Genomic DNA, 22,087 nt, shown 5'->3' on the forward strand with positions numbered 1-22,087 from the left:
AATGCAAGGCCTTTGTCATGAAAACATTAGGCGAATTCATCGTCGAAAAACAGCAAGATTTTCCTCATGCTACCGGTGAACTGACCGCCCTGCTGTCGGCCATCAAGCTGGGTGCCAAAATCATTCATAGAGATATTAATAAAGCTGGCCTGGTCGATATTTTAGGTGCCAGTGGCGTCTCTAATGTCCAGGGCGAAGTTCAGATGAAGCTGGACTTATATGCCAATGAGAAACTCAAAGCTGCCCTGAAAGCGCGTGGCGAAGTCGCCGGCATTGCTTCTGAAGAAGAAGACGACATCGTTATTTTTGATGGTGACCGCGCCGAAAATGCGAATTATGTTGTTTTAATGGACCCACTGGATGGTTCTTCGAATATTGATGTAAACGTTTCCGTCGGGACTATTTTCTCGATTTACCACCGAGTCACCCCGATTGGTCAGCCTGTCACCGAAGAAGATTTTCTGCAACCGGGCAGCCAGCAAGTTGCAGCCGGTTATGTGGTTTATGGTTCCTCCACGATGCTGGTTTACACGACGGGCTGTGGTGTCCATACTTTTACTTATGATCCTTCCCTCGGTGTATTCTGTCTGACCCATGAAAAAGTGCAATTCCCGGAAAAGGGCAATATGTACTCGATCAACGAAGGGAACTACATCAAATTCCCGCTGGGGGTCAAAAAATACATCAAATATTGTCAGGAGCAGGATGAGGCAACCCAACGCCCTTATACCACCCGTTATATCGGCTCGCTGGTTGCAGATTTCCACCGCAATTTACTGAAAGGTGGCATCTATATTTACCCAAGTACCGCCAGCCATCCCACCGGAAAATTGCGTCTATTATACGAGTGCAACCCCATTGCCTTTCTTGCTGAACAGGCGGGGGGCAAGGCCAGTGATGGTGCAAACCGCATTCTGGATATTGTGCCGACGAAATTGCATCAACGTGTCCCTTTCTTCGTAGGCACTCAATCAATGGTAGAAAAAGCCGAAAGTTTTATGGCTGAATTTCCAGATGAGTAAGCCGTTCAATTAAGTATTGCATATAAAGGGGCAAGATCTTGCCTCTTTCACTATTTTCCCTCTTTCAAGCCTTCACATTATTCACTGCCTATCCTTATTCCAACCACACGGTTATTAATATGACGACAAGCCCCTTTTTATGATTAAAAGGAAACCAAGCTCTCGTCCCCATACAGCGATAACTTTTATTCAGCAACTGATAATTATTTTTTATTACGCAGAATTACAAGATCTTTCCTAATGTATATAAGTATTAGAAATATCTCTTTTTTATCTTAATAAATAGCCATGCCCAATGAAATCGGGGCGTTATACATCAAAGTATTCATGATTAAGCACTGGCGACAGATCCTATTTTATGAGGAATTCATCTATGGATTCGAGCATCAGTCATAAAGTTATTCGGCTTTCTGTTCTTATCTATTCGTTTTGTTTACCGTTTACGCCAATGAATGCATTTTCGGCCGCGGAAAAAACCTCGGATAATAAAACAGCAAGCAATGTGTTATCGACATCAGAAAATAACGTTCAGCCCAGTTCGACGGAAAGGGATCAAGCAGGTCTAATTGCGCAGAATGTCCAAAGAGTAGGGCAACTCCTCTCTTCTTCCCCTGCTCAGTTGACGGAACAGGCGAAATCCTATGCGCTGGGGAAAATCAATAACACCTTCTCCAGCGAAGCCCAAAAATGGCTGTCTCAGTTTGGCACCGCCAAAATTCATTTTGCCCTCGACAGAAAAGGGAAACTGGATGACGGCTCGCTGGATCTGTTATTACCCCTCTACGACAATAAAACAGACTGGTTGCTGTTTTCCCAATTAGGTTATCGCAATAAAGATAGCCGCCATACCCTGAACCTGGGGCTAGGCGGACGTTATTTTACGCCCAAGTGGATGTATGGCTTAAACGCCTTCTTTGACCATGACGTTACCGGGCAAAATAAACGCTTAGGGTTGGGCGGTGAAGCCTGGACGGATTACGTTAAACTATCCGCCAACACTTACTGGCGCCTGAGCAATTGGCATCAGTCACCGAAAGAGCGGGACTACGAAGAACGCCCCGCTAATGGGTTTGATCTCAACAGTGAGTTCTTCTTACCGGCTTACCCAAATATTGGCGGTAAAATCAGTTATGAACATTATGTTGGCGATAACGTCGCACTGTTCGATCGTGATACCCGGCAGAAAGATCCGAGCATGGCCCGGTTTGGTCTGAATTATACCCCGATCCCGTTGGTAACGATGGGCGTCGATTATAAGCTCGGCAGTGGCGGACACAGCGAAACCCTCTTTCTGGCGAATCTGAATTACCGTTTTGGCACACCGTTCGGTGCCCAGATTTCACCGGATAACGTTGCGTCTATGCGCACCTTAGCCGGCAGTCGTTATGATATCGTTGAGCGAAACAACAATATCGTCCTGGATTACCAGAAAAAGCCGACAATAAACATTACCCTGCCCAATACCCTCAACGGGTATGACGGTCAGCCTGTTGAGGTCACGGCTCAGATTGCCACTGATAAACCCCTCAAACAGGTGAGCTGGAAAATCGATCAAGCCTTCACAAACAACAAAGGGCTCCTGTTACCTGATGGGGGTAAGGCTGGACTTGTGTTGCCGCAATATGTGCGTGACGGACAAAACAGCTATACCCTGTCTGCCACCGCAGAAGAAGAGGGGGGTAAATCGAAAACAACGCAAATGGAAATCGTTGTTGATCCTTTTGTCGTTAAAGCACAAGGCATTCAACCGGCAGGAAAAGGACCCGTGATTGCTGATGGCAAATCCGCTTATCAACTGGCGGCCACCATCACCCACGGCAATGCAGGCAATACGCCAATCAAGAACAGGGCAATCCGGGGCGTAAAATGGAGCCTTGAGCCCGAGAACCCCAATGCAAAATTGGTTTGGGATGAGTCAGGATCCACCAATGATCAGGGGCAGTTAACCGCCACACTGACCAGTACAGAACCACTTGCCGCGGACTCGAAGGTATTTCTGGAAATGGATGGTATGCCGAAAATGGCGATAACCAGCCAGGGCAACACGCCTCTCACGTTTGCCCCTGTTGACACCGAATACCAGATCGTCTTGCAGCCGGTGGAACCTGCTGGCCCGCTCTCCATCCATAACCCAGAGGATATCTACACCCTGGTCGCCACAATATTGGATAAAGACCAGCACCCACTGCGGAATAAAAAGATTAAAGCCACCTGGACAGCGACCCCCAACGATGGTGTGACATTGACAGCGGAAGACACCACCGACAAGGAAGGGAAATTGACGGCAACCCTGAAAAGTAGCAAAGCTCAGGCCATCACCGTTAAACTGTCTATCGATAAGGGTCCGAATAAATCGTTTAAACCGGTCAGCTTTGTCGATGATGCCAGCGCCGCCGTTCATATCAAAGAATTTACGTTTGATGAAAAGGGGCCTTATGAAGCCACAGTAGATAACAAGGTGACTGTCCATGCGCTATTAGTCAAAAAAGACGGCAGTCCGCTGAAAAATACCGCGGTGAAAGTAAAATGGTTTACCGTCCCAGATTCGAAAGCTCTGCCCGGATTCACACTTGATCCAGACAAAGAAACCGAAGTGACCACCGATAAGGATGGTAAGGTCAAGGCCACGTTCAGCAGTTCCGAAGCGGTGAAAGACGCCAGAATCGGATTATCCCTCAATGGGACAGAAGTGTTATCGGATCCGTTCGATTTTACCCCCGACACAAAACTGGCGGCCTCCCTTGATAAGAAGGAGCAAATCATTGCACCTGACAAGCCATTGAGCGATGAATTGACCATTGACAGTAAGAATAATCGCTTTAAGGTCAAAGTCCTGAATGGAAATGGGCAGCCAATACCAAACCAAACCGTTTCGGGGGTGACCTGGAGTATACAAAACAAAAGAGCGCAGAACGATATTGAGATGGTGATATCTGATCAGAACACGGACGAAGAGGGGTATTTGACGGCTTCTTTGGTGAGAAAGGACAAAAGCAAAGCTGGTTTTGACCATATTGTTGTCACCGCCACCTTAGGTTCATCCAATGTCGAATCTCCTGCGGTGAATATTGAGGCGATAGCACAAAAAGCAGGGATTCGGATGAGCACAAAACACACAAACCCGGTACAGTTTAAGGATATCCACTCTGAAAGAAACCCCTTTAACGTCCATCCTAACCTCATCATTTCCCTACTGACACCAGAAGGCAAAGAGCTGCTCAAAGATAAGGATAACCCGGATCGGGTACGCATCGAGTCTACCAAGCCCGACGTCGCGAAGGTAGATCATATTACCGGTCAGATCTCATTCCCGATTGAGAGTTTTGCCTTAGGCGAGATAACAGCGACAGCCACCGTCACCAATCAGGCCACCGGCGGAAAGATGATCTATAGCTATCTGTTCGACCCCAAAAGATATCTATTTAATCCGCGCAATGATACAGGGGGTCTCTTTTTTACCGTTATTTGTAGCTCGGCGTTAGTTCCGGTCGACACTGGTAACCGCGAAGCAAAACTTGTAAGGGATGATGAGTTTGGAGCAACACCAGAGCTCCGCACAGGTGTTACATTCCTTTATGAATATGACCAAAAGAATTTCCCCGACTTTGTTCTTTTTCCTGTGAAAACAGCGGGTGAAATGCCGAACATTAAGATCTTGGCAGTCGGAAACGAAGAAGGTAAGTCTGAGATATATAATTTTCGGACATGGGAATTCGTACCCTTTGATAGTGATAAAGACTCAGAGATGAAACCTTATATAAAACGACTCTGTCAGCTTAAGTTGTAAAAGAGAAAATCATCGCGGCTTAATCCACAATTAAGCCACCACCAGCACAGACGCCATCATCGGGTCTGTGCTTTTTTACGCCCTCTCCAGACAGCGATAACTTTTGTTCAGCAACTGATAAATATTTCTTATTACGCAGAATAACAAAATCTCTTCTAAGGTTTATAAGTGTTAGAAATAGCTCTTTTTTATCTTAATCAGATAGCTATACCCAATAAAATTGGGGCGTTATACATCAAAGTATTCATGATTAAGCATTGGCCGACAGATCCTATTTTATGAGGAATTCATCTATGGATTCGAGCATCAGTCATAAAGTTATTCGGCTTTCTGTTCTTATCTATTCGTTTTGTTTACCGTTTACGCCAATGAATGCATTTTCGGCAGCGGAAAAAACTTCGGATAATAAAACAGTAAGCAATGTGTTATCGACATCAGAAAATGCCATTCAGCCCGGTATGACGGAGGGAGATCAAGCAAGCCTGATTGCGCAAAATGTCCAAAAGGTAGGTCATCTCCTTGCCTCTTCCCCCGCTCAGTTGACCGAGCAGGCGAAATCTTATGCACTGGGGAAAATCAATAACACCTTCTCCAGCGAAGCCCAAAAATGGTTGTCTCAGTTTGGCACCGCCAAAATTCATTTTGCCCTCGACAGAAAAGGGAAACTGGATGACGGCTCGCTGGATCTGTTATTGCCCCTCTACGACAATAAAACAGACTGGTTGCTGTTTTCCCAATTAGGTTATCGCAATAAAGATAGCCGCCATACCCTGAACTTTGGCCTCGGCGGACGTTATTTCACCCCCGAGTGGATGTATGGCTTAAACACCTTCTTTGACCATGACGTCACCGGGCAAAATAAGCGCTTAGGGTTGGGCGGGGAAGCCTGGACGGATTACGTGAAATTATCCGCCAATACCTACTGGCGTCTGAGCCGTTGGCATCAGTCACCGAAAGAACGGGACTATGAAGAACGCCCTGCCAATGGGTTTGATCTCAACAGTGAGTTCTTCTTACCGGCTTACCCGAATATTGGCGGTAAAATCAGTTATGAGCAGTACTTTGGCGATAACGTCGCGCTGTTCGATCGCGATACCCGGCAAAAAGACCCTAATCTTGCCCGGTTTGGCCTGAATTATACCCCGGTTCCACTGGTAACGATGGGTGTCGATTATAAGCTCGGCAGTGGCGGGCACAGTGAAACGCTCTTTCTGGCGAATCTGAATTACCGTTTTGGCATGCCGTTCGGTGCCCAGATTTCGCCGGATAACGTGGCCACGATGCGTACCTTAGCCGGCAGCCGTTATGATATCGTTGAGCGAAACAACAATATCGTCCTAGATTATCGGAAAAAGCAGACACTCACCATTACATTGCCTAGTACCCTCAGCGGCTACAATGGTCAACCCATTATCGTCAAGGCTCAGATTGCCAGCAATAAATCCCTCAAGCGGGTAACCTGGCAAACCGATCAAGCCTTCATCGACAACAAAGGGAGCCTGTTATCCAATAAGGATCAGGCTGAACTCGTGTTGCCACAATATGTGAATAAAGGCGAAAACCGCTACACCCTGTCTGCCACCGCAGAAGACGAGAGCGGTGAATCCAAAACAACGCAAATGGAAATCGTTGTTGATCCTTTTGTCGTTAAAGACCAAAGCGTTCAGCCAGCAGGAAAAGGGCCGGTGATTGCCGATGGTAAATCCGCTTATCAACTGGCGGCCACCATCACCCACGGCACAGCCAGTAATGCGCCGATCAAGAGCCAAGTGATCCCGGGGGTGAAATGGAGCCTTGCGCCTGAGAACCCCAATGCCAAATTGGTTTGGGATGAACACGGCGCCACCAATGATCAGGGGCAGTTAACCGCCACGCTGACCAGTACAGAACCGCTTGCCGCGGACTCGAAGGTGTTTCTGGAAATGGATGGGATGCCGAAAATGGCGATAACCGGCCAGGGCGACACACCGCTTACTTTTGCCTCTATTGACACCGAATACCATATCGCCTTGCAGCCAGTGGTGCCTGATGGCCCGCTCTCTATCAATAACCCGCAGGATATCTATACCTTTGTCGCTACTCTATTGGATAAAGACAATCAGCCACTGCAGAATAAAAAGATTAAAGCCACCTGGACAGCCACCCCCAATGATGGCGTGGAATTGAAACCGGGCGACAGCACTAACGGCATCACCGATGATCAGGGACAATTGATGGCAACCCTGAAAAGTAACAAAGCTCAGGCCATCACCGTTAAACTGTCTATCGAAGATGGCCCAAGTCAAACGTTTAAGCCGGTCAGTTTTATTAATGATGTCAACGATCCCGTTCAAATCAACTCCTTTACGTTTGAGAAAGACGGGCCTTACCAAGCAACAGCAGATAACAAGGTGACTGTCAAAGCGCTAATCTTCAAGGATAACAAGCCGCTGCCACCAAATACCACCGTGAAAGTGAAATGGTTTGCCGTCACAGAGCCGGAGAATCTGCCCGGATTCATACTCGAGTCGGCAAACGAGACCCAGGCGACCACCGATCAGGCTGGCAAAATTCAGGCCACGTTCAGCAGTACCACAGCGGTGCAAGACGCCAAAATCGGATTGTCCGTCAATGGCGGGGAAGAATCGTTATCGGCCCCATTCGATTTTGATCCGCCCAAAAATCTGAATGCTGTCCTCAAGGGGGAAATCAAACCACCTTATGATAAAACATTGAGCGGTAAGTTGACCGGTAAGGATGGGAAAAATCGCTTTAAGGTTCTCGTCGTTGATGCAACAAGTGGGCAGCCGCTGCCAAACCAAACCGTTCCGGATGTTACCTGGAATATAGAAGGCGATCCAGAGCCGAACCGTTTGAAGATGGTGATGGATGATAATCCACGCACAGACGCAGAAGGTTATTTGGCGGCTTATTTGCAGAAAAATGCCAATTTCGGTGCTGACAATCTAGTTGTCACTGCCACCTTGGGTTCATCCAATGCAAAAGCTTCTTCCCCGGTGACCATCATCCCGATAGAAGTACCCGTGGGGATTACTATCGTCGCAGAGAAAGATAAAGGCCAACCTGGTCTTAATGTGGAGGGTAAATACAGCGTCTTTCCCGAACAACAAGGTCAACCCCTTAACGTCCATAATCAGCTAGGTATCATACTAACAATGGATCTCAATGACCAAATCACAGGGTTGCCAGAGGGTGAGTATAAGGACGACGCTGGGAAAACTTTGTCTATAAAACTCACACATCATACTGACGTCACGGCGACAGATGAGAATGGTTATATCGTCTTCCCTAGGAATAAGTTTAAACCCGGCCCGGCAAAAGTCACCGCCACCGTCACAAGAGACGGCTTAAGGGGGATCTATACTTATACGTTCCATCCTGAAAGGTATCTATTTGCTTCGCCTAAGTTAGACAATCTTAGTGAATACGGGTATAAGTGTGAGAACATGGTCGGAAAAATAGGAGACGTTCCCAGTGGGGCTAAAACTGCCACGAATAAGGATGTCGGACTGTATCAAGAAGATCAAACTGGTAAGACATTAGTGGATGAATATCCAAGAGCGAAGTTCCCGGATTTTCATCTCAGTCCAGGGGATCCGGGTGTTCTATTCTCTTACTTGGACCCGACCCCGAACTCGGAGAAGGTTACACCTATGGGCATTAATCTTGATACATATGAAAGAATTAACGAAAACGAGGTTCAACTCCACTTAATGCTGTGTAAACTTGGGAATTAAAACAGGACTTCAGGCTGAATTAAGCCACAATTAAGACAGCACAAGCACAGACGCCCTCATCGGGTCTGTGCTTTTTTTATGAGGTACTTCTACGCGGTTTTATCGGCATCTTCCTTCGCTTCTCTGTCACTGTCTGCCATCGAAAAATCCGAGGACATGAAGCCGGTTTTGGCTATAATAGCCCGCATTCCATTTTGGTTTGAACTTGAAGGAAACTTTTTATGAGCCTGAACAACGTACCGGCGGGAAAAGCACTGCCAGAAGATATCTATGTCATCATTGAGATCCCGGCAAACGCCGATCCAATCAAATATGAAGTTGATAAAGAATCCGGTGCTCTGTTTGTTGACCGTTTCATGTCAACGGCGATGTTCTACCCATGTAACTACGGTTACATCAATCATACGTTATCCCTTGACGGTGACCCGGTTGACGTATTGGTGCCAACACCTTATCCATTACAGCCGGGTTCTGTGATCCGCTGCCGTCCGGTTGGTGTGCTGAAAATGACTGATGAGTCCGGTGAAGATGCCAAATTGGTCGCTGTTCCGCATACCAAACTGAGCAAAGAATACGATCACATCAACGATGTGAACGATCTGCCGGAACTGCTACGCGCCCAAATCACGCATTTCTTTGAACACTACAAAGATCTGGAAAGCGGTAAGTGGGTTAAAGTCGATGGATGGGATAACGCTGACGCCGCCAAAGCGGAAATCCGCGCCTCTTTCGAACGTGCTGCCCAAAAATAATGGCTGATTTAAAAAACCGCTGCCCTTCTCAGGGCAGCGGTTTTTATTGGCCTTTCGATGACAACATCATGTCACTCGTTTTCTTCTTCTCCGTGACGTTTCAGCCAGTCACCACTGGTTATTCTCTGTAATCCTTCGACAGACAACTGATAGAGATAAATCCATGCCTTGCCATAAGGCGTTTCAATCAATTCCCTTTGGTACTCCTGAGCATTCTTTTTTAATGCATCCAACTCGGTCAGGATGGGGGGCGTAATACGATAGACTTCACATTCGATGGTTCCTTCGCCACGGATAACCGCCGGATAGTGCCCCAGATCATAAATTTCATAACCGTCTAATCTGTGTTCTCCTAACAATTGGGCATCCGTCATCCAGTGGTGATTACCTTGTTTTCGCCTCAGGCTACCATAAACAATAACTCGCATTTTTAAAACTCAAACTCATAGAGCAAATCTAAAGCCTGATCAATACCAGATACTGCTTCCAGATACAATCTTGGCATCACCCGATAGCGTAATGTCAGTGTCGCCAAAGAATCAAAAATACCCACTCCATACTTCACTTGTAAGTCATTGGTTATTCGACCACTGACAACCACTTGAGATTTATCCCCCGCGCCCTGAGTATCCAAAGCCAAATCAGAAACGCCAAATGTCTCGCCGATCTTACCGACTAACTGGCCACTCTGCGCGATCCCCAATCCAATCAGCATGGCTGTCATTTGCGAGTTGTCAGAGTTGCCTTTCTCCAGACCTTCGCCACGTAGCAGATAAGATAAGGCTTCCTGTTGTGATTTGACCGGATCAGAAAAGACTTCTACTTTCGGTTTATCGGCCAGACCGGTGACACGCACGCCTGCAATCACTCTGTTGGCTGTCGATTCAGGATTGCGGATGGCTTCAATATTCAACAATGGCTGATCCGGCGGCCCGGAGAACAAAATGGTTCCCTTACGGACGAGCAAATCTTGCCCATAGGCATGGAAACGCCCTTCCGGGATATCAATCTGACCATTCAGTCCTAATCCCTGTTGATCCTGCAGGACTTTCAAATCGCCTTTAAGCTGAGCTTTCAGGCCAAAGGCGCTCAACTGCACATCATGACCAATATGAATATTTAAGTGACTTTGGATCTGAATCGCGGATTTTTTCTTCGTTATTGGCTGGAAATGGTTATCCAGCATCACTTCATCAGCAGAAACCCCGACCGCCGATTCCGGTAATTCCTGCACCTTAATACGCGCCCACGGAATCGCCACATTCCCCTCAAGATTCAGTCGATCGGGTGTCGCTTCCAACCGTAAATTGGGGCTGACATCCACCTTGACCATTGGCGGCACCGTAACACGTAATTTGTCACCCGCCACCGCAATGCTGGCATACCATTGCGCCAGATTGCGCCAGTCAGCGTAACCATGCAGGTTTAATTGCCCCTGAGGGGTCTTAATCATGCCGCTCAGGTCGGAACTGGTACCGGCAAAATTCACCGCCAGCTGGCTTTGGGTGATTTCGAATGGCAGCCAATAGCTGCTGATTTTCAGGCTATCCGCTTTCAGTAAACCAAATAGCAGCGGGTGCTTAGCATTGCCACCAATGCGTAAATTCGCATTTACCCCGCCCTCCGCCTTTTCGCCTTTCCCCAACATCGGCTTCATCAGTGCTAAGGAGAGCGCCTGAAGATCGATATTTCCCGATAGTTTCCGCTGACCGGTTACATCCGCAACCTGTACATCCCCTTTCAACTGTCCATTGCCAGCCAGTTTAACTAACCATGACACATTCGCCTTGCCATTTGCCAGCCCTGCATTCACGGTGAGTGTTTCAAAATCAATCGGTAAGGTATTCCCTTCGACAATCTGACGCACCGCTACCCCGGTTCCCTGCAGCGCAACGTTTGCCTGTGGCAATCCCTGTTTTTCTGTCCATTTGATATTGGCATGACCACTGAACACCCCACTGAGTTGGGTGTTTTTATCCAAAAATGGCTGGATCATCGCTAAGTTAAAATGTTCAAGTGCCACTTGCGCATGACCGCTGGCGCCCGCTTCAATTGGTTTTGAAATACAAAGACGGGCATTGGGATTTAACCAGCAATGCGGGCCAATCAGGGCTTTTTGTTGCAAATGCCAGTAATCAACAGAGATTGCTCTGCTTAAACGCCATTCACCGACAGGGGTATCAACGTCCGTTTTGTTGATGCTACCTGTCCAGCGCGCTTTCTGACGATCAAAATGACCATGAAGGGCTAACTGGCCGGATACCGGCGTACCCTCGATGTTCAGTTGTAAATCATGTTTGCTTTCTGAACCTTTCGCGTTAAGTGTCAAGTGATTGATGGTTAAATCGGCCTGTTTCAGTTGGCGCACAACAACCGATAATTGGCCTCGGATCTGGTCTGATGAACGAATATCCCCCTTGATCGTCGCACTATCGACCTTGATATCATCCTGCCAGCGCAACCCGCGCGCCTGTAAATCCGCAATAATTTGGGGTGATTTCATATTGCCACGCAGTTTAACCTGACCGGTCATCAAACCCGCCAGACCGGGAAGGACACCATTTAGGTGCTGAGCATTTATTTCCCCATCGAGTTTCCACGCGTGATCCGTCAATCTGCCCTGGACATGAAGGGTATTACGCCCAACGGTCAGATTGAGTTGCGGGATGTCCCATTGCCCCGCCGCGTTGCCTGATGCCTGACCATGGGCTTTAATGATGTTTTGCTTCACATGCCCATCAAGAGCCATTTCAGGCACCTGAAGCTGCCAGCTGCCACCGTACATACTGCCCCGTACCGCTATTTTTCCCGCCAGTTTGGCAGGCCATTCCGGCCACTGTTTGGCGGTATTTATTCCCGCTAACGTGAGATTGGCATGCCAGCTCACGGCCTTACGCCAGTCAAGCACCCCTGACACATCGGCTTTCCCCTGTAAGGCTGCCAGACGTAAACGGGTTAATTTGAGTTGTTCTTCATTGCCTTTCGCATCCAGCAGCAGTGATGCCGGAGGAAGATCATGGCCCTTGATCGCCGAGCGCAGGGAAAGATCGTAACGACTAACTTGACCATTCAAACGCAATCTGACCCCCTCAAGCTGATAGGCAGGCTGACCGCGCAATGGCCACTGCAATTGGCGGCTGGTCAAGGTCATCCGTACCGGCAAGCCGGCTTTTGCCAATTCAGCCTGTGCATCCAGACTGGCGGAGACAGGGCCGGAGAGCTTTACGGCCAGATCAAGTTGCTGCAACAATGCCCCTTTTAGCGCTAACTGCACCTGTTGCCCTTTAAAATCGTCCAGATTGAGATGACTTAAATTATCGATGTGCCCCTTCACCGAAACATTGACCGGCCATTGTTCAGACAGTTTGGCCGTTCCCTGTATGGCCAGCGCCCCTTCCGGCGTCTGTAAATTCAGGGTTGAGATATGCACCTGTTGCCCCTGATTGCTGGCCTGTAGTCGCAACGCATTAATTTTGATGTCAGTATCCCCCGTCAAATGCAGTTGACTACCACGGAGATCTTCCAGCGTGATATCAAGGGGAAGTGGGATCGGGGGCAGCTCCGCTAACAGCGGCCTGGCAAATAACGCTTTCAACGTTTCACTCAGGGGTTGCTCAGTGTCAGCCTGTGGCACTCTGTTTTGTGCTGTCCCGCTTTTTTCGGCGGCGTGTTTGGGTAATGCCACGGACAGGTGCTGAATGTTCGTCGGTTTTACGATCAGTTGCTTATCCTGCCACTGTGCCCCTGTTTTCAATTCATCCAATGCAATGGCGATATCGTCTACCTGTACATGAATATTTTTCAGGGAAAGCAAGCCCAATGAAATGGGGTACAGCGTTTTTAATTCGGTGAGGGGTTCTGATGCCACAACTGGCGCTGATGGGGGAAGTTCTGCCGTCTTCACCGAAACGGTCACCCCTTCCGTCGTCAAGGCATTGACACAAACCTGGCTGTGTTTCAGGCAAGAAAGCCGTACAGAGAGGTGCAGATTATCCGCCTTCACGTTGACTCCCGGCATCTGGTATTTCACGCCCTTTAGCGTTAAATCACGCCAGCCTCCGTTAACGCTGGCTATCTCTAATCCGGGTATCCAACGTGCCGCGTTGTTAACCATAAAATGCAGACCGGTTTGTGTGCCGACCAATCCCACTATAAGCACCAATAACAGGCCGACAATCAGCAGGAAAGCGATACTCCCTCTTTTTACCCACTTCATAGTTCAGCCCCTAACCCGATATAAAATTCGACATTATGGTTATCCCGCTCTCCGATTGGCGTCGCTAAATCAAATTTTATCGGCCCGACCGGTGAAGCCCAGCGCACCCCCATGCCTACGCCTGTTTTTAGGTTACTCTTTCTGATGTCATTCACCGCTTCACCTGAATCGACAAATAAGGCACTCCACCAATTCCCATAAATATTATATTGGTACTCCAACGATCCCACCGCTAACTTTGATGCCCCGGTTAACTGACCACGACGGTCTGTCGGTGAGATTTTCTGGTATTTATACCCACGAATACTGCGATCTCCCCCGGCAAAGAAACGCAGATCCGGTGGCACTTTGTCGAATTCATTCGTTTCTATCCAGCCTAAATCCGCCCGCACGACAAAACGGTGATTCTCCCGATATGTTCTGATCCAAACGTGATGTGCCTGCAAGACAAGAAAATCGACATCGGATTTCCAGTCGGTGTCAGAAATATCCAGCGAGTAACGCTGACTATCTCCCCAAGAGGGCATCGCACCGCCACGTTGACGAATACGGCTGACACTCACACCCGGATACAGCAACATCGTGGTGTTGGTGACGTTGGCCTGTGTAAAGTGGCTCAGGCTCCAGCGCAGATTAAAACTGTATTGCCAACCGGTAAACCGATCCCAGTTACGGGAAAAGTTCAAGGTTGCGGTATCTGAAATCGTGTCGTTAATATCTTTACGTTTATAACCCGTTTGTAGCTGATAATATTCTTCGAGCGGATTGACCTTCAGCGGCATTTTGTAAGCACCGTCAATGAGCTGCTCGCGTGAAGACACGTTAAGGCTGGTACTCAAACTGTGCCCCCGGGAATTGATCCAGGGTTTCTTCCATTTTGCCTGAACACGCGGCCCAACATCGGTCGCATAACCGCCCCCCAATTCGACATAGTTCGCAGAGCGGGGGACTAAGGACGCCTCCAACGGCAATATTTTGTCTTTGCTCGCACGCCCCTGTTTAAAATCAGGCACCACAACCGCAGAGTTAAACCATCCGGTATTGACTAAACGGCGATTAAATTCGGCTAATTGCTCTGAGGTATAGTCTTCCCCCGGTTTGAAAGGGATGAGGTTGTTCAAATAAGTTTCTCTAATTTGCGATCCGTGAAATCTCACCGGGCCAAAGCGATAACGTTGGCCACTATCGAAATCGAAATCCCAAATCGATTCATGCTGTGCGGCTGATACCCCCAACTCACTTTTCTTCATCACGGCATCAAAATAGCCTTTTTTAACCGCCAAATTCGTCAAGGCACTTTTAAAATTTTCATATTCGCCGTGATTGAGTATCGCTCCCGGTTGGGGCATATTTTTTTTGATCAGCGCGGGATAATCTGCATCTGTTTTCGCGCCCCCTTCCAGCTCAACATTGACGCTGACCACTCTGACCGGCTCGCCAAGCGTGACGTTGGCTGTCAGAACAGGGCGGGAAGGCGGGGTATATTCTTGATAGGTAAATGTAATGACAGGATCATAATATCCCAACGGACGAAGCCCCTGACGTATGGCTTTCGCCACCCTGGCCCGAAAACGACCATCAGGCGAGACTTCATCGGTACTGATATTCGAAAGTTGTACTCTGGCATTTTTTTCTAATTCGCCAGAAAGTCCTTCTACTTTCAACCGTAAATTTGCACTATAAGCCGACGGAGTCATACTAGAGACAAAAAGTGCACATATGAGGGGATACCGTGACACTCGAACTCCTAATGTTGATATCTGTACGATAAAATCCAACGATATAAGCATGCTGCAATAAATTAATTCTGGTAAAGTTTTAACGATATACAAGCAGCACATCATTATAAAATTCATGCATAACAGGAGATAATCTTGCCAAATTCAGTTAATGAAAGCCAACATGTTGCTTCACCGACGATCCCATCTGGTCGCCCTACCCCGCTGACCGTATCACCCTACCATGTCATTACAAAGCATGCGATAGATAATATCCCGGAAAATATGGAAGTCGCCTATGTCGGCATGGGCTGTTTCTGGGGGGTTGAACGCCTGTTTTGGCAGCAGGAAGGGATTTACACGACGTCTGCCGGTTACAGTGGTGGCACAACACCAAATCCCACTTATGAAGAGGTTTGTACTGGCTTAACCGGCCATGCAGAGATCGTCAGGATCGTCTTTGATCCAACCCGGATAACGTATGCGCAATTACTGACGTTGTTCTGGGAAAATCACGATCCCGCCCAAGGTATGCGCCAGCACGGGGATATTGGGACACAATATCGTTCAGCGTTGTACACCGTGTCACCACAACAGTATGCGCAGGCCATTACCAGCCGGGATCAATACCAGCAAGCCATGAAGCAAAATAGCGACCAACGCCCTATCACAACAGAAATTAGCGCAGCCGGCGCATTCTATTTTGCCGAAGATTATCACCAGCAATATCTTCACAAAAACCCTGAAGGGTATTGTGGATTAGGTGGTATCGGTGTTTGTTTCCCTCCAACGCACAAAAACTAGCCGCTTTAGTTAGCCCGATGTTATACTCATTGGGCTAAACTTACTGATTTTTCGGCATTAAGCCGTCATTTTTTGTACAATTTTCTTTCTCCTCTCCGGTATTCTTCAAAAAAAACCTACCTTACCGCTGGAGATAAAACACGGATACTTTATGTTAAACAGTTTATTAATCATACTTTTGCTTTGTGCCATCAGTGCATTTTTTTCTTTATCAGAAATTTCCCTGGCTGCTTCAAGAAGAATCAAACTAAAACTGATGGCCGATGAAGGAAACCTCAATGCCGCCCATGTCCTTAAGCTACAAGAAACACCTGGCATGTTTTTTACCGTCGTGCAAATTGGCCTGAATGCCGTCGCAATCCTTGCCGGGGTTGTGGGGGAATCCGCCTTTTCTCCCGCCCTGAAAACGCTGTTTATGAAATTTATGCGCCCGGAATGGGCCGACCAACTGGGATTTATCTGCTCTTTTATTCTCGTCACCAGTGCTTTTATCCTGCTGGCTGATTTGACCCCTAAACGTATTGGCATGATTAAGCCTGAAGCCGTTGCCGTGCGGATTGTCAATCCAATGCGTTTCTGCCTGACCGTTTTCCGTCCTCTGGTCTGGTTATTCAATGGCCTCGCCGATGGCATCTTTAAGATCTTTAAAATCCCGATGGTACGTAACGAAGACATCACATCTGATGATATTTACGCGGTTGTTGAAGCTGGCGCGATTGCCGGTGTATTGCGTAAACAAGAACATGAATTAATTGAAAATGTTTTTGAACTGGAATCCCGTACTGTACCTTCGGCCATGACTTCCCGTGAAAGTGTGGTGTATTTTGACAAGCGCGAAGATGAAAACAGCATCAAAGAAAAAATCTCTACCCAACCTCACTCGAAATTCCTGGTTTGTGATGGGGATATTGATCATGTGCTGGGTTATGTGGACTCGAAGGATCTGCTTAACTGCGTCCTGAGCGGGCAACGCCTTAATCTGGCAGAGGGTATCCAAATCCGCAATGCGCTGATTATCCCTGACACGCTTTCACTCTCTGACACACTGGAAAGCTTCAAAGCCACCGGCGAAGATTTCGCCATTATTCTCAATGAATATGCGTTGGTCATGGGCGTTATCACACTTAATGACGTCATGACGACCTTAATGGGCGATTTAGTGGGTCAAGGTCAGGAAGAGCAAATTGTTATCCGGGACGAAAATTCATGGCTGGTTGAAGGGGGAACGCCGATTGAAGATGTGATGCGGGTACTGGATATCGATGATTTTCCAGATTCCAGTAACTATGAAACGATCGCAGGTTTTATGATGTTCCGCTTGCGCAAAATTCCAAAACGCACGGATTCGGTAAAATTTGGGGGCTATAAGTTTGAAGTCGTCGATATCGATAACTATAAAATCGATCAACTGCTGGTGACAAAAGTTATCGATAATCTCACACCATCCAATCCTCTCAACGCCGAGCAACCGCATGACGCGCAGGCCTAACCGATAAAACCAAAAAACGGCCGTCAGGCCGTTTATGATATCACACATTCATTTTAGGGCATTTTTATCAGACAATGAGAATGACCAATGGTTACCCTAGTTCAGTCTGTAAGCGGAGTACTTGCTGGTTAACTTCACTCATGACATGGAAATGGCGTTTATCTTTTATCTTCGGGGGTAAAATTTTTCCATAATTAAATTCAAAAGCACCCATGTCCTTAATGTATAACCGCCCGCGAAATAGCGTTTTTACGTAGAGAGCAATTTTTAGTGAGTTATAATGGCGAAAGATTTTCATCTCGGTTTTTTCCTCCCATGCTTCTTACGATACTATTTTATTGCATAACGTCATCAGTACCGCAAACGATCGACGATTGCTATGCAGAATGTATAGACTCCATAGAGCGACATTTGTTCCCCAACTCTCAAGATTCAATCACTCTTTTTATATAACATAATGATATTAATGATTATAATGTTACATAAATCACGGTATTAACTAATGACTTATCCTAAATGTTATCAAGTTGTTTTATTTATTGCAGGACAGAACGGTCAACAAACGCTATGCTGAGTAGGATGTTCCCTGATAACATGCAGCACCATGATAAATGAGGAATAAACATGATGAAAAACATTGCGTTATCTGCAATATTGAGTCTAATGTCACTCTGTGCATTCGCCCATAACATCACATTGGAACAACACGTCCCCGCTGTCAGTGTGACCGATAAAGGCGAACTGTTACTGAACGACGGTAAGTTCAGTTACCAAAATTGGAACACCGCTGAGCTGGTGGGTAAGGTGAGAACGATCCAGCATATTGCGGGGCGTAGCAGCGCCAAAGAGATGAACGATCCGTTGATTCAAGCATTGAAAAATGCAAATTTACCCAAGGATCAATATCAGACCACCAGCATCGTGAATACCGATGATGCGATTTTTGGTACTCGTGTTTTTGTCCGCAATAGCCTCGAAGACAGTAAAAAAGCCTTTCCGTGGTCACAATTTATTGTCGACAGCCACGGGCTGGTTAAACAAGCCTGGGGGCTGGAACCCAAAAGCTCAGCAATCATTGTGTTGGATAAAAACGGCAACGTGAAATTTGTCAAAGATGGCAAGTTAAATAACGAAGACATCACACACGTTATGCGCCTCATCGAAGACGAATTGAAAAAATAAATGCGGTCTTCAACCACCGTCACATTTATGATCGTAAGGTGATAATGGCTTCCCACAGTCAGCCATATCACCTTAATATCAGAAAATACTGACTCTGAATCCCGGATTCAAAAAGGATTCACGGGGGCTATAATTGAGCGTTTTCCCTTCCCAATCGGTGACGTGTGCGCCCGCCGCGATGACAATCGCATGACCTGCCGCCGTATCCCAAATATTCGTTGGCCCAAAACGTGGATAAAGCTGAGCTTTTCCCTCTGCAACCATGCAAAATTTGAGTGAAGATCCAACTGACAGCGTGTGGTGCACGCCTAACTGGGAAAGGTAGTCTTTTAATTCCTCATCATCCTTGTGAGAGCGGCTGACAACCACGACAGGAGCTTGCGCAGTGTGTGCTTTGATCGGCAGGGTTTGGCCATGAATCTCTTTCCTCGCCTGCCGCCCCTGTCCTGAATACAAGACATTCTGTGCCGGCACATAGACCACCCCCATCACCGGTACACCGTTTTCTATCAACGCGATATTGACAGTAAACTCGCCATTGCGACGAATAAATTCTTTCGTGCCATCCAGCGGATCAACCAACCAATAACGCTGCCAGTGTTTCCGCACTTCCCAGGCCGGGGGATCTTCTTCTGATATTAATGGGATATCAGGCGCAATACGTAACAATCCCGCCTTAATGATCTGATGAGCGGCAATATCCGCGGCCGTCACTGGTGAATCATCCATTTTATGTTCAACCTGCAACGGTTGCTCAGCCTGATATACCTCCATGATCGCCGCGCCTGCTTCCCGTGCCAATTGGCAGATCTGTCGTAGCATCATACACCTCTACATTCATTGTTCAGCTATCCCTTCATCCTTTCCAATTTCAGCCTTTGATTGTCTGTACATGGAATTAATGTCGGGTATGTTGGGTATATCACTTGATAGCGACATTTTTAGCGCATTTTTCATTGGATTGGCGAATACTTTATTCTTTTATGATCCCCTAACCTGCGTAAAAAATAGCCGGCTAACCGGCTATCCTCACTATCAATACGATCACAGGGCACTAAAATTACAAGATTTCCAGCAATTCGACTTCGAAGATAAGCGTGCTATAAGGAGGAATGGATGCACCTGCACCTCGTTCACCATAAGCCAGATTATGAGGAATATAGAGTTCCCATTTAGAACCTACTGGCATTAAAGTCAATGCTTCAATCCAGCCGGGGATCACACCACTGACCGGAAATTCTGCGGGCGTACCGCGCTGTACTGAGCTATCAAATACCGTACCATCAATCAGACGACCGGTGTAGTGAACACGAACACGGTCAGTACGGGCAGGAATAGTTCCATCACCTTGTGTCAGGACAGAAAATTGCAGACCGGATTCTGTGCTGCTTACCCCTTCACGCTGAAGGTTTTCTGCCAAGAATTTTTTGCCTTCTTCTGCCATCACTTGCTGACGTTCACGACGAACACTATCAGCACGTTCATGTATTTCACGTAACGCACGATGCAGCTCTTCTACAGGAATCGCAGGTGTACGGCTTTCCAGCGCATCACATAATCCAGCCAACAGTGCTTCTGGCTCTAACCCTTGTAAGCCAGATTCCTGTAATTGTTGCCCAACCTGCAAGCCAATACCGTAACTCGCCCGCGCTTCAATCGATTCAAAAGAAGGTTTTGTCATGAAAATACCTGTTATGCAATAAATGAAGCGTCAAGCATAACAGTACTACCCGGATGGGTAAACGTGTGAGAGGGGGCAAATAAAACAAAAAACGCTGGCAATGCCAGCGTTCTTTGTCACATCTTCGTCAACCTAATCAGGGATTAAGCTTCTGGAACGATGTTAACGTTCAACTGTGCGAATACATCGCTATGTACCTGGAAGTGAACTTCGTGCTCACCAACAGTACGCAGAACGCCGTTTGGCAGGCGAACTTCGCTCTTAGATACTTCAACACCAGCCGCAGTGACTGCATCAGCGATGTCACGCGTACCGATAGAGCCGAACAGTTTACCTTCATCACCCGCTTTAGAAGCGATAGTGACAGAGCCCAGTGCAGTGATTTTCTCTGCATGAGCTTGTGCTGCTGCCAGAACGTCAGCCAGTTTAGCTTCCAGTTCAGCACGGCGAGCTTCGAAGAATTCGACGTTTTTCTTAGTAGCAGGAACAGCTTTGCCCTGTGGTACTAAGTAGTTACGAGCATAACCCGCTTTAACGTTAACTTGGTCACCCAGGCCACCCAGGTTCGCTACTTTATCAAGCAGAATAACTTGCATTACCTTATCCTCTCAGAGTCGTTAATGGACTGAGCCTATTACTGATGGCGATCAGTATAAGGCAACAGAGACAGGTAGCGTGCACGCTTGATAGCACGAGCGAGCTGACGCTGGTATTTTGCACGGGTGCCAGTAATACGGCTTGGTACAATTTTACCGCTTTCGGTAATGTAGTTTTTCAGCGTAGCAATATCTTTATAATCGATTTCTTGTACGCCTTCCGCGGTGAAGCGGCAGAACTTGCGACGACGGAAATAACGTGCCATTTGGCTAGTCTCCAGAATCTATCAATTCAATCTGCTCGGCATGAAGAACCAGTTTACTCAGACCATTACGCCCATAATGGGAATTAATGAATCCTGAAACGGTTATTCGACTGCCGACCGTTATACTGTGAGTATGTTCCTGTAACAACTGTCCGCTGGCAATGACGGGCATTCTGCACCATGACTGCCTGCTGAATCCGGCTTCCTGTTGCTGTGAACGATGTTCAAGCACAAACTGACAATGGGGAATACCAGATGGACTGACTTTTCGTATCGGTGCCTTGCACACTGTGCCAGAAAGCACCAAACGATTAGTTGTCACCGTAATTACTCTTCAGAATCCCCAGCTTCATCAGCATCATCAACCAGGTCTTCTTCCAGGATCGGATCACGGCTACGACGTTCGTCTTTAGCCTTAACCATTGGTGATGCTTCAGTTACTGCGTGCTTAACGCGCATAACCATGCTGCGGATAACGGCGTCGTTGAAGCGGAAGTTAGTTTCCAGCTCATCAATCGCTTCTTGTGGCGCTTCAACGTTCATCAGAACGTAGTGAGCCTTGTGCAGTTTGTTAATTGGGTAAGCCAGTTGACGACGACCCCAATCTTCCAAACGGTGAATCTGACCTTGCGCGTTAGTGATAGTCGCACTGTAACGCTCGATCATGCCCGGAACCTGTTCGCTTTGGTCAGGATGGACCATAAAAACGATTTCGTAATGACGCATTAGCATTGCTCCTTACGGATTATTCAGCCTCCTGTCAGGGTCAGCCGTGGCCCATGGAGGCAAGGAACTTGTTTAGTACGGCTGAAAAATCGACGCGTCACTATACCCGCA

The 22,087-nt window shown here is 47.4% G+C and carries 17 protein-coding genes; 7 read left to right on the forward strand and 10 right to left on the reverse strand.

The genetic code is table 11. The features are described 5' to 3' along the window. The first annotated feature begins 17 nt into the window (after nucleotides 1–17). From fbp to ppa, 4 genes are all read left to right on the forward strand, one after another. The gene (fbp, locus tag XPG1_RS15400) at nucleotides 18–1,022 is read left to right on the forward strand and encodes a class 1 fructose-bisphosphatase (RefSeq protein ID WP_045959977.1); all 1,005 of its coding nucleotides are present in this window, start codon (nucleotides 18–20) and stop codon (nucleotides 1,020–1,022) included. Nucleotides 1,023–1,395: 373 nt separating this feature from the next. Then, a complete protein-coding gene (locus XPG1_RS17150) occupies nucleotides 1,396–4,809 on the forward strand; it encodes an inverse autotransporter beta domain-containing protein (RefSeq protein WP_052708325.1) in 3,414 nt (1,137 codons plus the stop codon). A 293-nt stretch (nucleotides 4,810–5,102) separates the two neighbouring features. Then, complete coding sequence (locus tag XPG1_RS17155) at nucleotides 5,103–8,546, forward strand: inverse autotransporter beta domain-containing protein (RefSeq protein ID WP_052708326.1); 3,444 nt, start codon at nucleotides 5,103–5,105, stop codon at nucleotides 8,544–8,546. A 221-nt stretch (nucleotides 8,547–8,767) separates the two neighbouring features. After that, entirely contained in the window at nucleotides 8,768–9,298 is a 531-nt protein-coding gene (ppa, locus tag XPG1_RS15415; protein ID WP_045959979.1) for an inorganic diphosphatase, read from the forward strand. A 71-nt stretch (nucleotides 9,299–9,369) separates the two neighbouring features. On the opposite strand, the gene XPG1_RS15420 is transcribed toward ppa, so the two are convergent. The 3 genes from XPG1_RS15420 to tamA are packed head-to-tail and all read right to left on the reverse strand — an operon-like array spanning nucleotide 9,370 to nucleotide 15,253. Next, complete coding sequence (locus tag XPG1_RS15420) at nucleotides 9,370–9,726, reverse strand: gamma-glutamylcyclotransferase family protein (RefSeq protein ID WP_045959981.1); 357 nt, start codon at nucleotides 9,724–9,726, stop codon at nucleotides 9,370–9,372. A 2-nt stretch (nucleotides 9,727–9,728) separates the two neighbouring features. Further along, on the reverse strand, nucleotides 9,729–13,514 hold the full coding sequence (gene tamB / locus XPG1_RS15425) for an autotransporter assembly complex protein TamB (protein ID WP_045959983.1): 3,786 nt from the start codon (nucleotides 13,512–13,514) through the stop codon (nucleotides 9,729–9,731). Next, on the reverse strand, nucleotides 13,511–15,253 hold the full coding sequence (gene tamA, locus XPG1_RS15430) for an autotransporter assembly complex protein TamA (RefSeq protein WP_045959985.1): 1,743 nt from the start codon (nucleotides 15,251–15,253) through the stop codon (nucleotides 13,511–13,513). Before tamA ends, tamB begins: the two co-directional genes overlap by 4 nt. A 135-nt stretch (nucleotides 15,254–15,388) precedes the next feature. Between tamA and msrA the strand changes: the two genes are divergently transcribed. Together msrA and paeA are read left to right on the forward strand one after the other, a co-directional pair. Then, nucleotides 15,389–16,036, forward strand: a complete 648-nt coding sequence (gene msrA / locus XPG1_RS15435; protein ID WP_045959987.1) for a peptide-methionine (S)-S-oxide reductase MsrA — start codon at nucleotides 15,389–15,391, stop codon at nucleotides 16,034–16,036. A 151-nt stretch (nucleotides 16,037–16,187) separates the two neighbouring features. Further along, nucleotides 16,188–17,525 carry a polyamine export protein PaeA gene (gene paeA / locus XPG1_RS15440; RefSeq protein ID WP_045959989.1) on the forward strand — a complete coding sequence of 446 codons (1,338 nt, stop codon included), beginning with the start codon at nucleotides 16,188–16,190 and terminating at the stop codon, nucleotides 17,523–17,525. A 91-nt stretch (nucleotides 17,526–17,616) separates the two neighbouring features. On the opposite strand, the gene XPG1_RS15445 is transcribed toward paeA, so the two are convergent. Beyond that, complete coding sequence (locus XPG1_RS15445; protein ID WP_045959992.1) at nucleotides 17,617–17,823, reverse strand: DUF1107 domain-containing protein; 207 nt, start codon at nucleotides 17,821–17,823, stop codon at nucleotides 17,617–17,619. A gap of 326 nt (nucleotides 17,824–18,149) precedes the next feature. Between XPG1_RS15445 and XPG1_RS15450 the strand changes: the two genes are divergently transcribed. Continuing rightward, the gene (locus XPG1_RS15450; RefSeq protein WP_045959994.1) at nucleotides 18,150–18,707 is read left to right on the forward strand and encodes a YtfJ family protein; all 558 of its coding nucleotides are present in this window, start codon (nucleotides 18,150–18,152) and stop codon (nucleotides 18,705–18,707) included. Between the two features lie 78 nt (nucleotides 18,708–18,785). Here XPG1_RS15450 and cysQ read toward each other — a convergent pair whose 3' ends face one another. From cysQ to rpsF, 6 genes are all read right to left on the reverse strand, one after another. Beyond that, the gene (gene cysQ / locus XPG1_RS15455) at nucleotides 18,786–19,529 is read right to left on the reverse strand and encodes a 3'(2'),5'-bisphosphate nucleotidase CysQ (protein ID WP_045960837.1); all 744 of its coding nucleotides are present in this window, start codon (nucleotides 19,527–19,529) and stop codon (nucleotides 18,786–18,788) included. A 238-nt stretch (nucleotides 19,530–19,767) separates the two neighbouring features. Next, complete coding sequence (bamJ, locus tag XPG1_RS15460) at nucleotides 19,768–20,388, reverse strand: BamJ family beta-barrel-assembly machinery protein (protein ID WP_045959996.1); 621 nt, start codon at nucleotides 20,386–20,388, stop codon at nucleotides 19,768–19,770. Between the two features lie 143 nt (nucleotides 20,389–20,531). Continuing rightward, nucleotides 20,532–20,984, reverse strand: coding sequence for a 50S ribosomal protein L9 (rplI, locus tag XPG1_RS15465; protein WP_045959998.1), 453 nt, complete (start codon nucleotides 20,982–20,984; stop codon nucleotides 20,532–20,534). Nucleotides 20,985–21,022: 38 nt separating this feature from the next. After that, nucleotides 21,023–21,250 carry a 30S ribosomal protein S18 gene (gene rpsR / locus XPG1_RS15470; protein ID WP_000135199.1) on the reverse strand — a complete coding sequence of 76 codons (228 nt, stop codon included), beginning with the start codon at nucleotides 21,248–21,250 and terminating at the stop codon, nucleotides 21,023–21,025. Nucleotides 21,251–21,254: 4 nt separating this feature from the next. Then, complete coding sequence (gene priB / locus XPG1_RS15475) at nucleotides 21,255–21,572, reverse strand: primosomal replication protein N (RefSeq protein ID WP_045960003.1); 318 nt, start codon at nucleotides 21,570–21,572, stop codon at nucleotides 21,255–21,257. A gap of 5 nt (nucleotides 21,573–21,577) precedes the next feature. Then, the gene (gene rpsF / locus XPG1_RS15480; protein ID WP_045960005.1) at nucleotides 21,578–21,976 is read right to left on the reverse strand and encodes a 30S ribosomal protein S6; all 399 of its coding nucleotides are present in this window, start codon (nucleotides 21,974–21,976) and stop codon (nucleotides 21,578–21,580) included. Nucleotides 21,977–22,087 lie beyond the last annotated feature (111 nt).

Origin of the sequence: Xenorhabdus poinarii G6, assembly GCF_000968175.1 — a bacterium.
GTDB lineage: Bacteria > Pseudomonadota > Gammaproteobacteria > Enterobacterales > Enterobacteriaceae > Xenorhabdus > Xenorhabdus poinarii.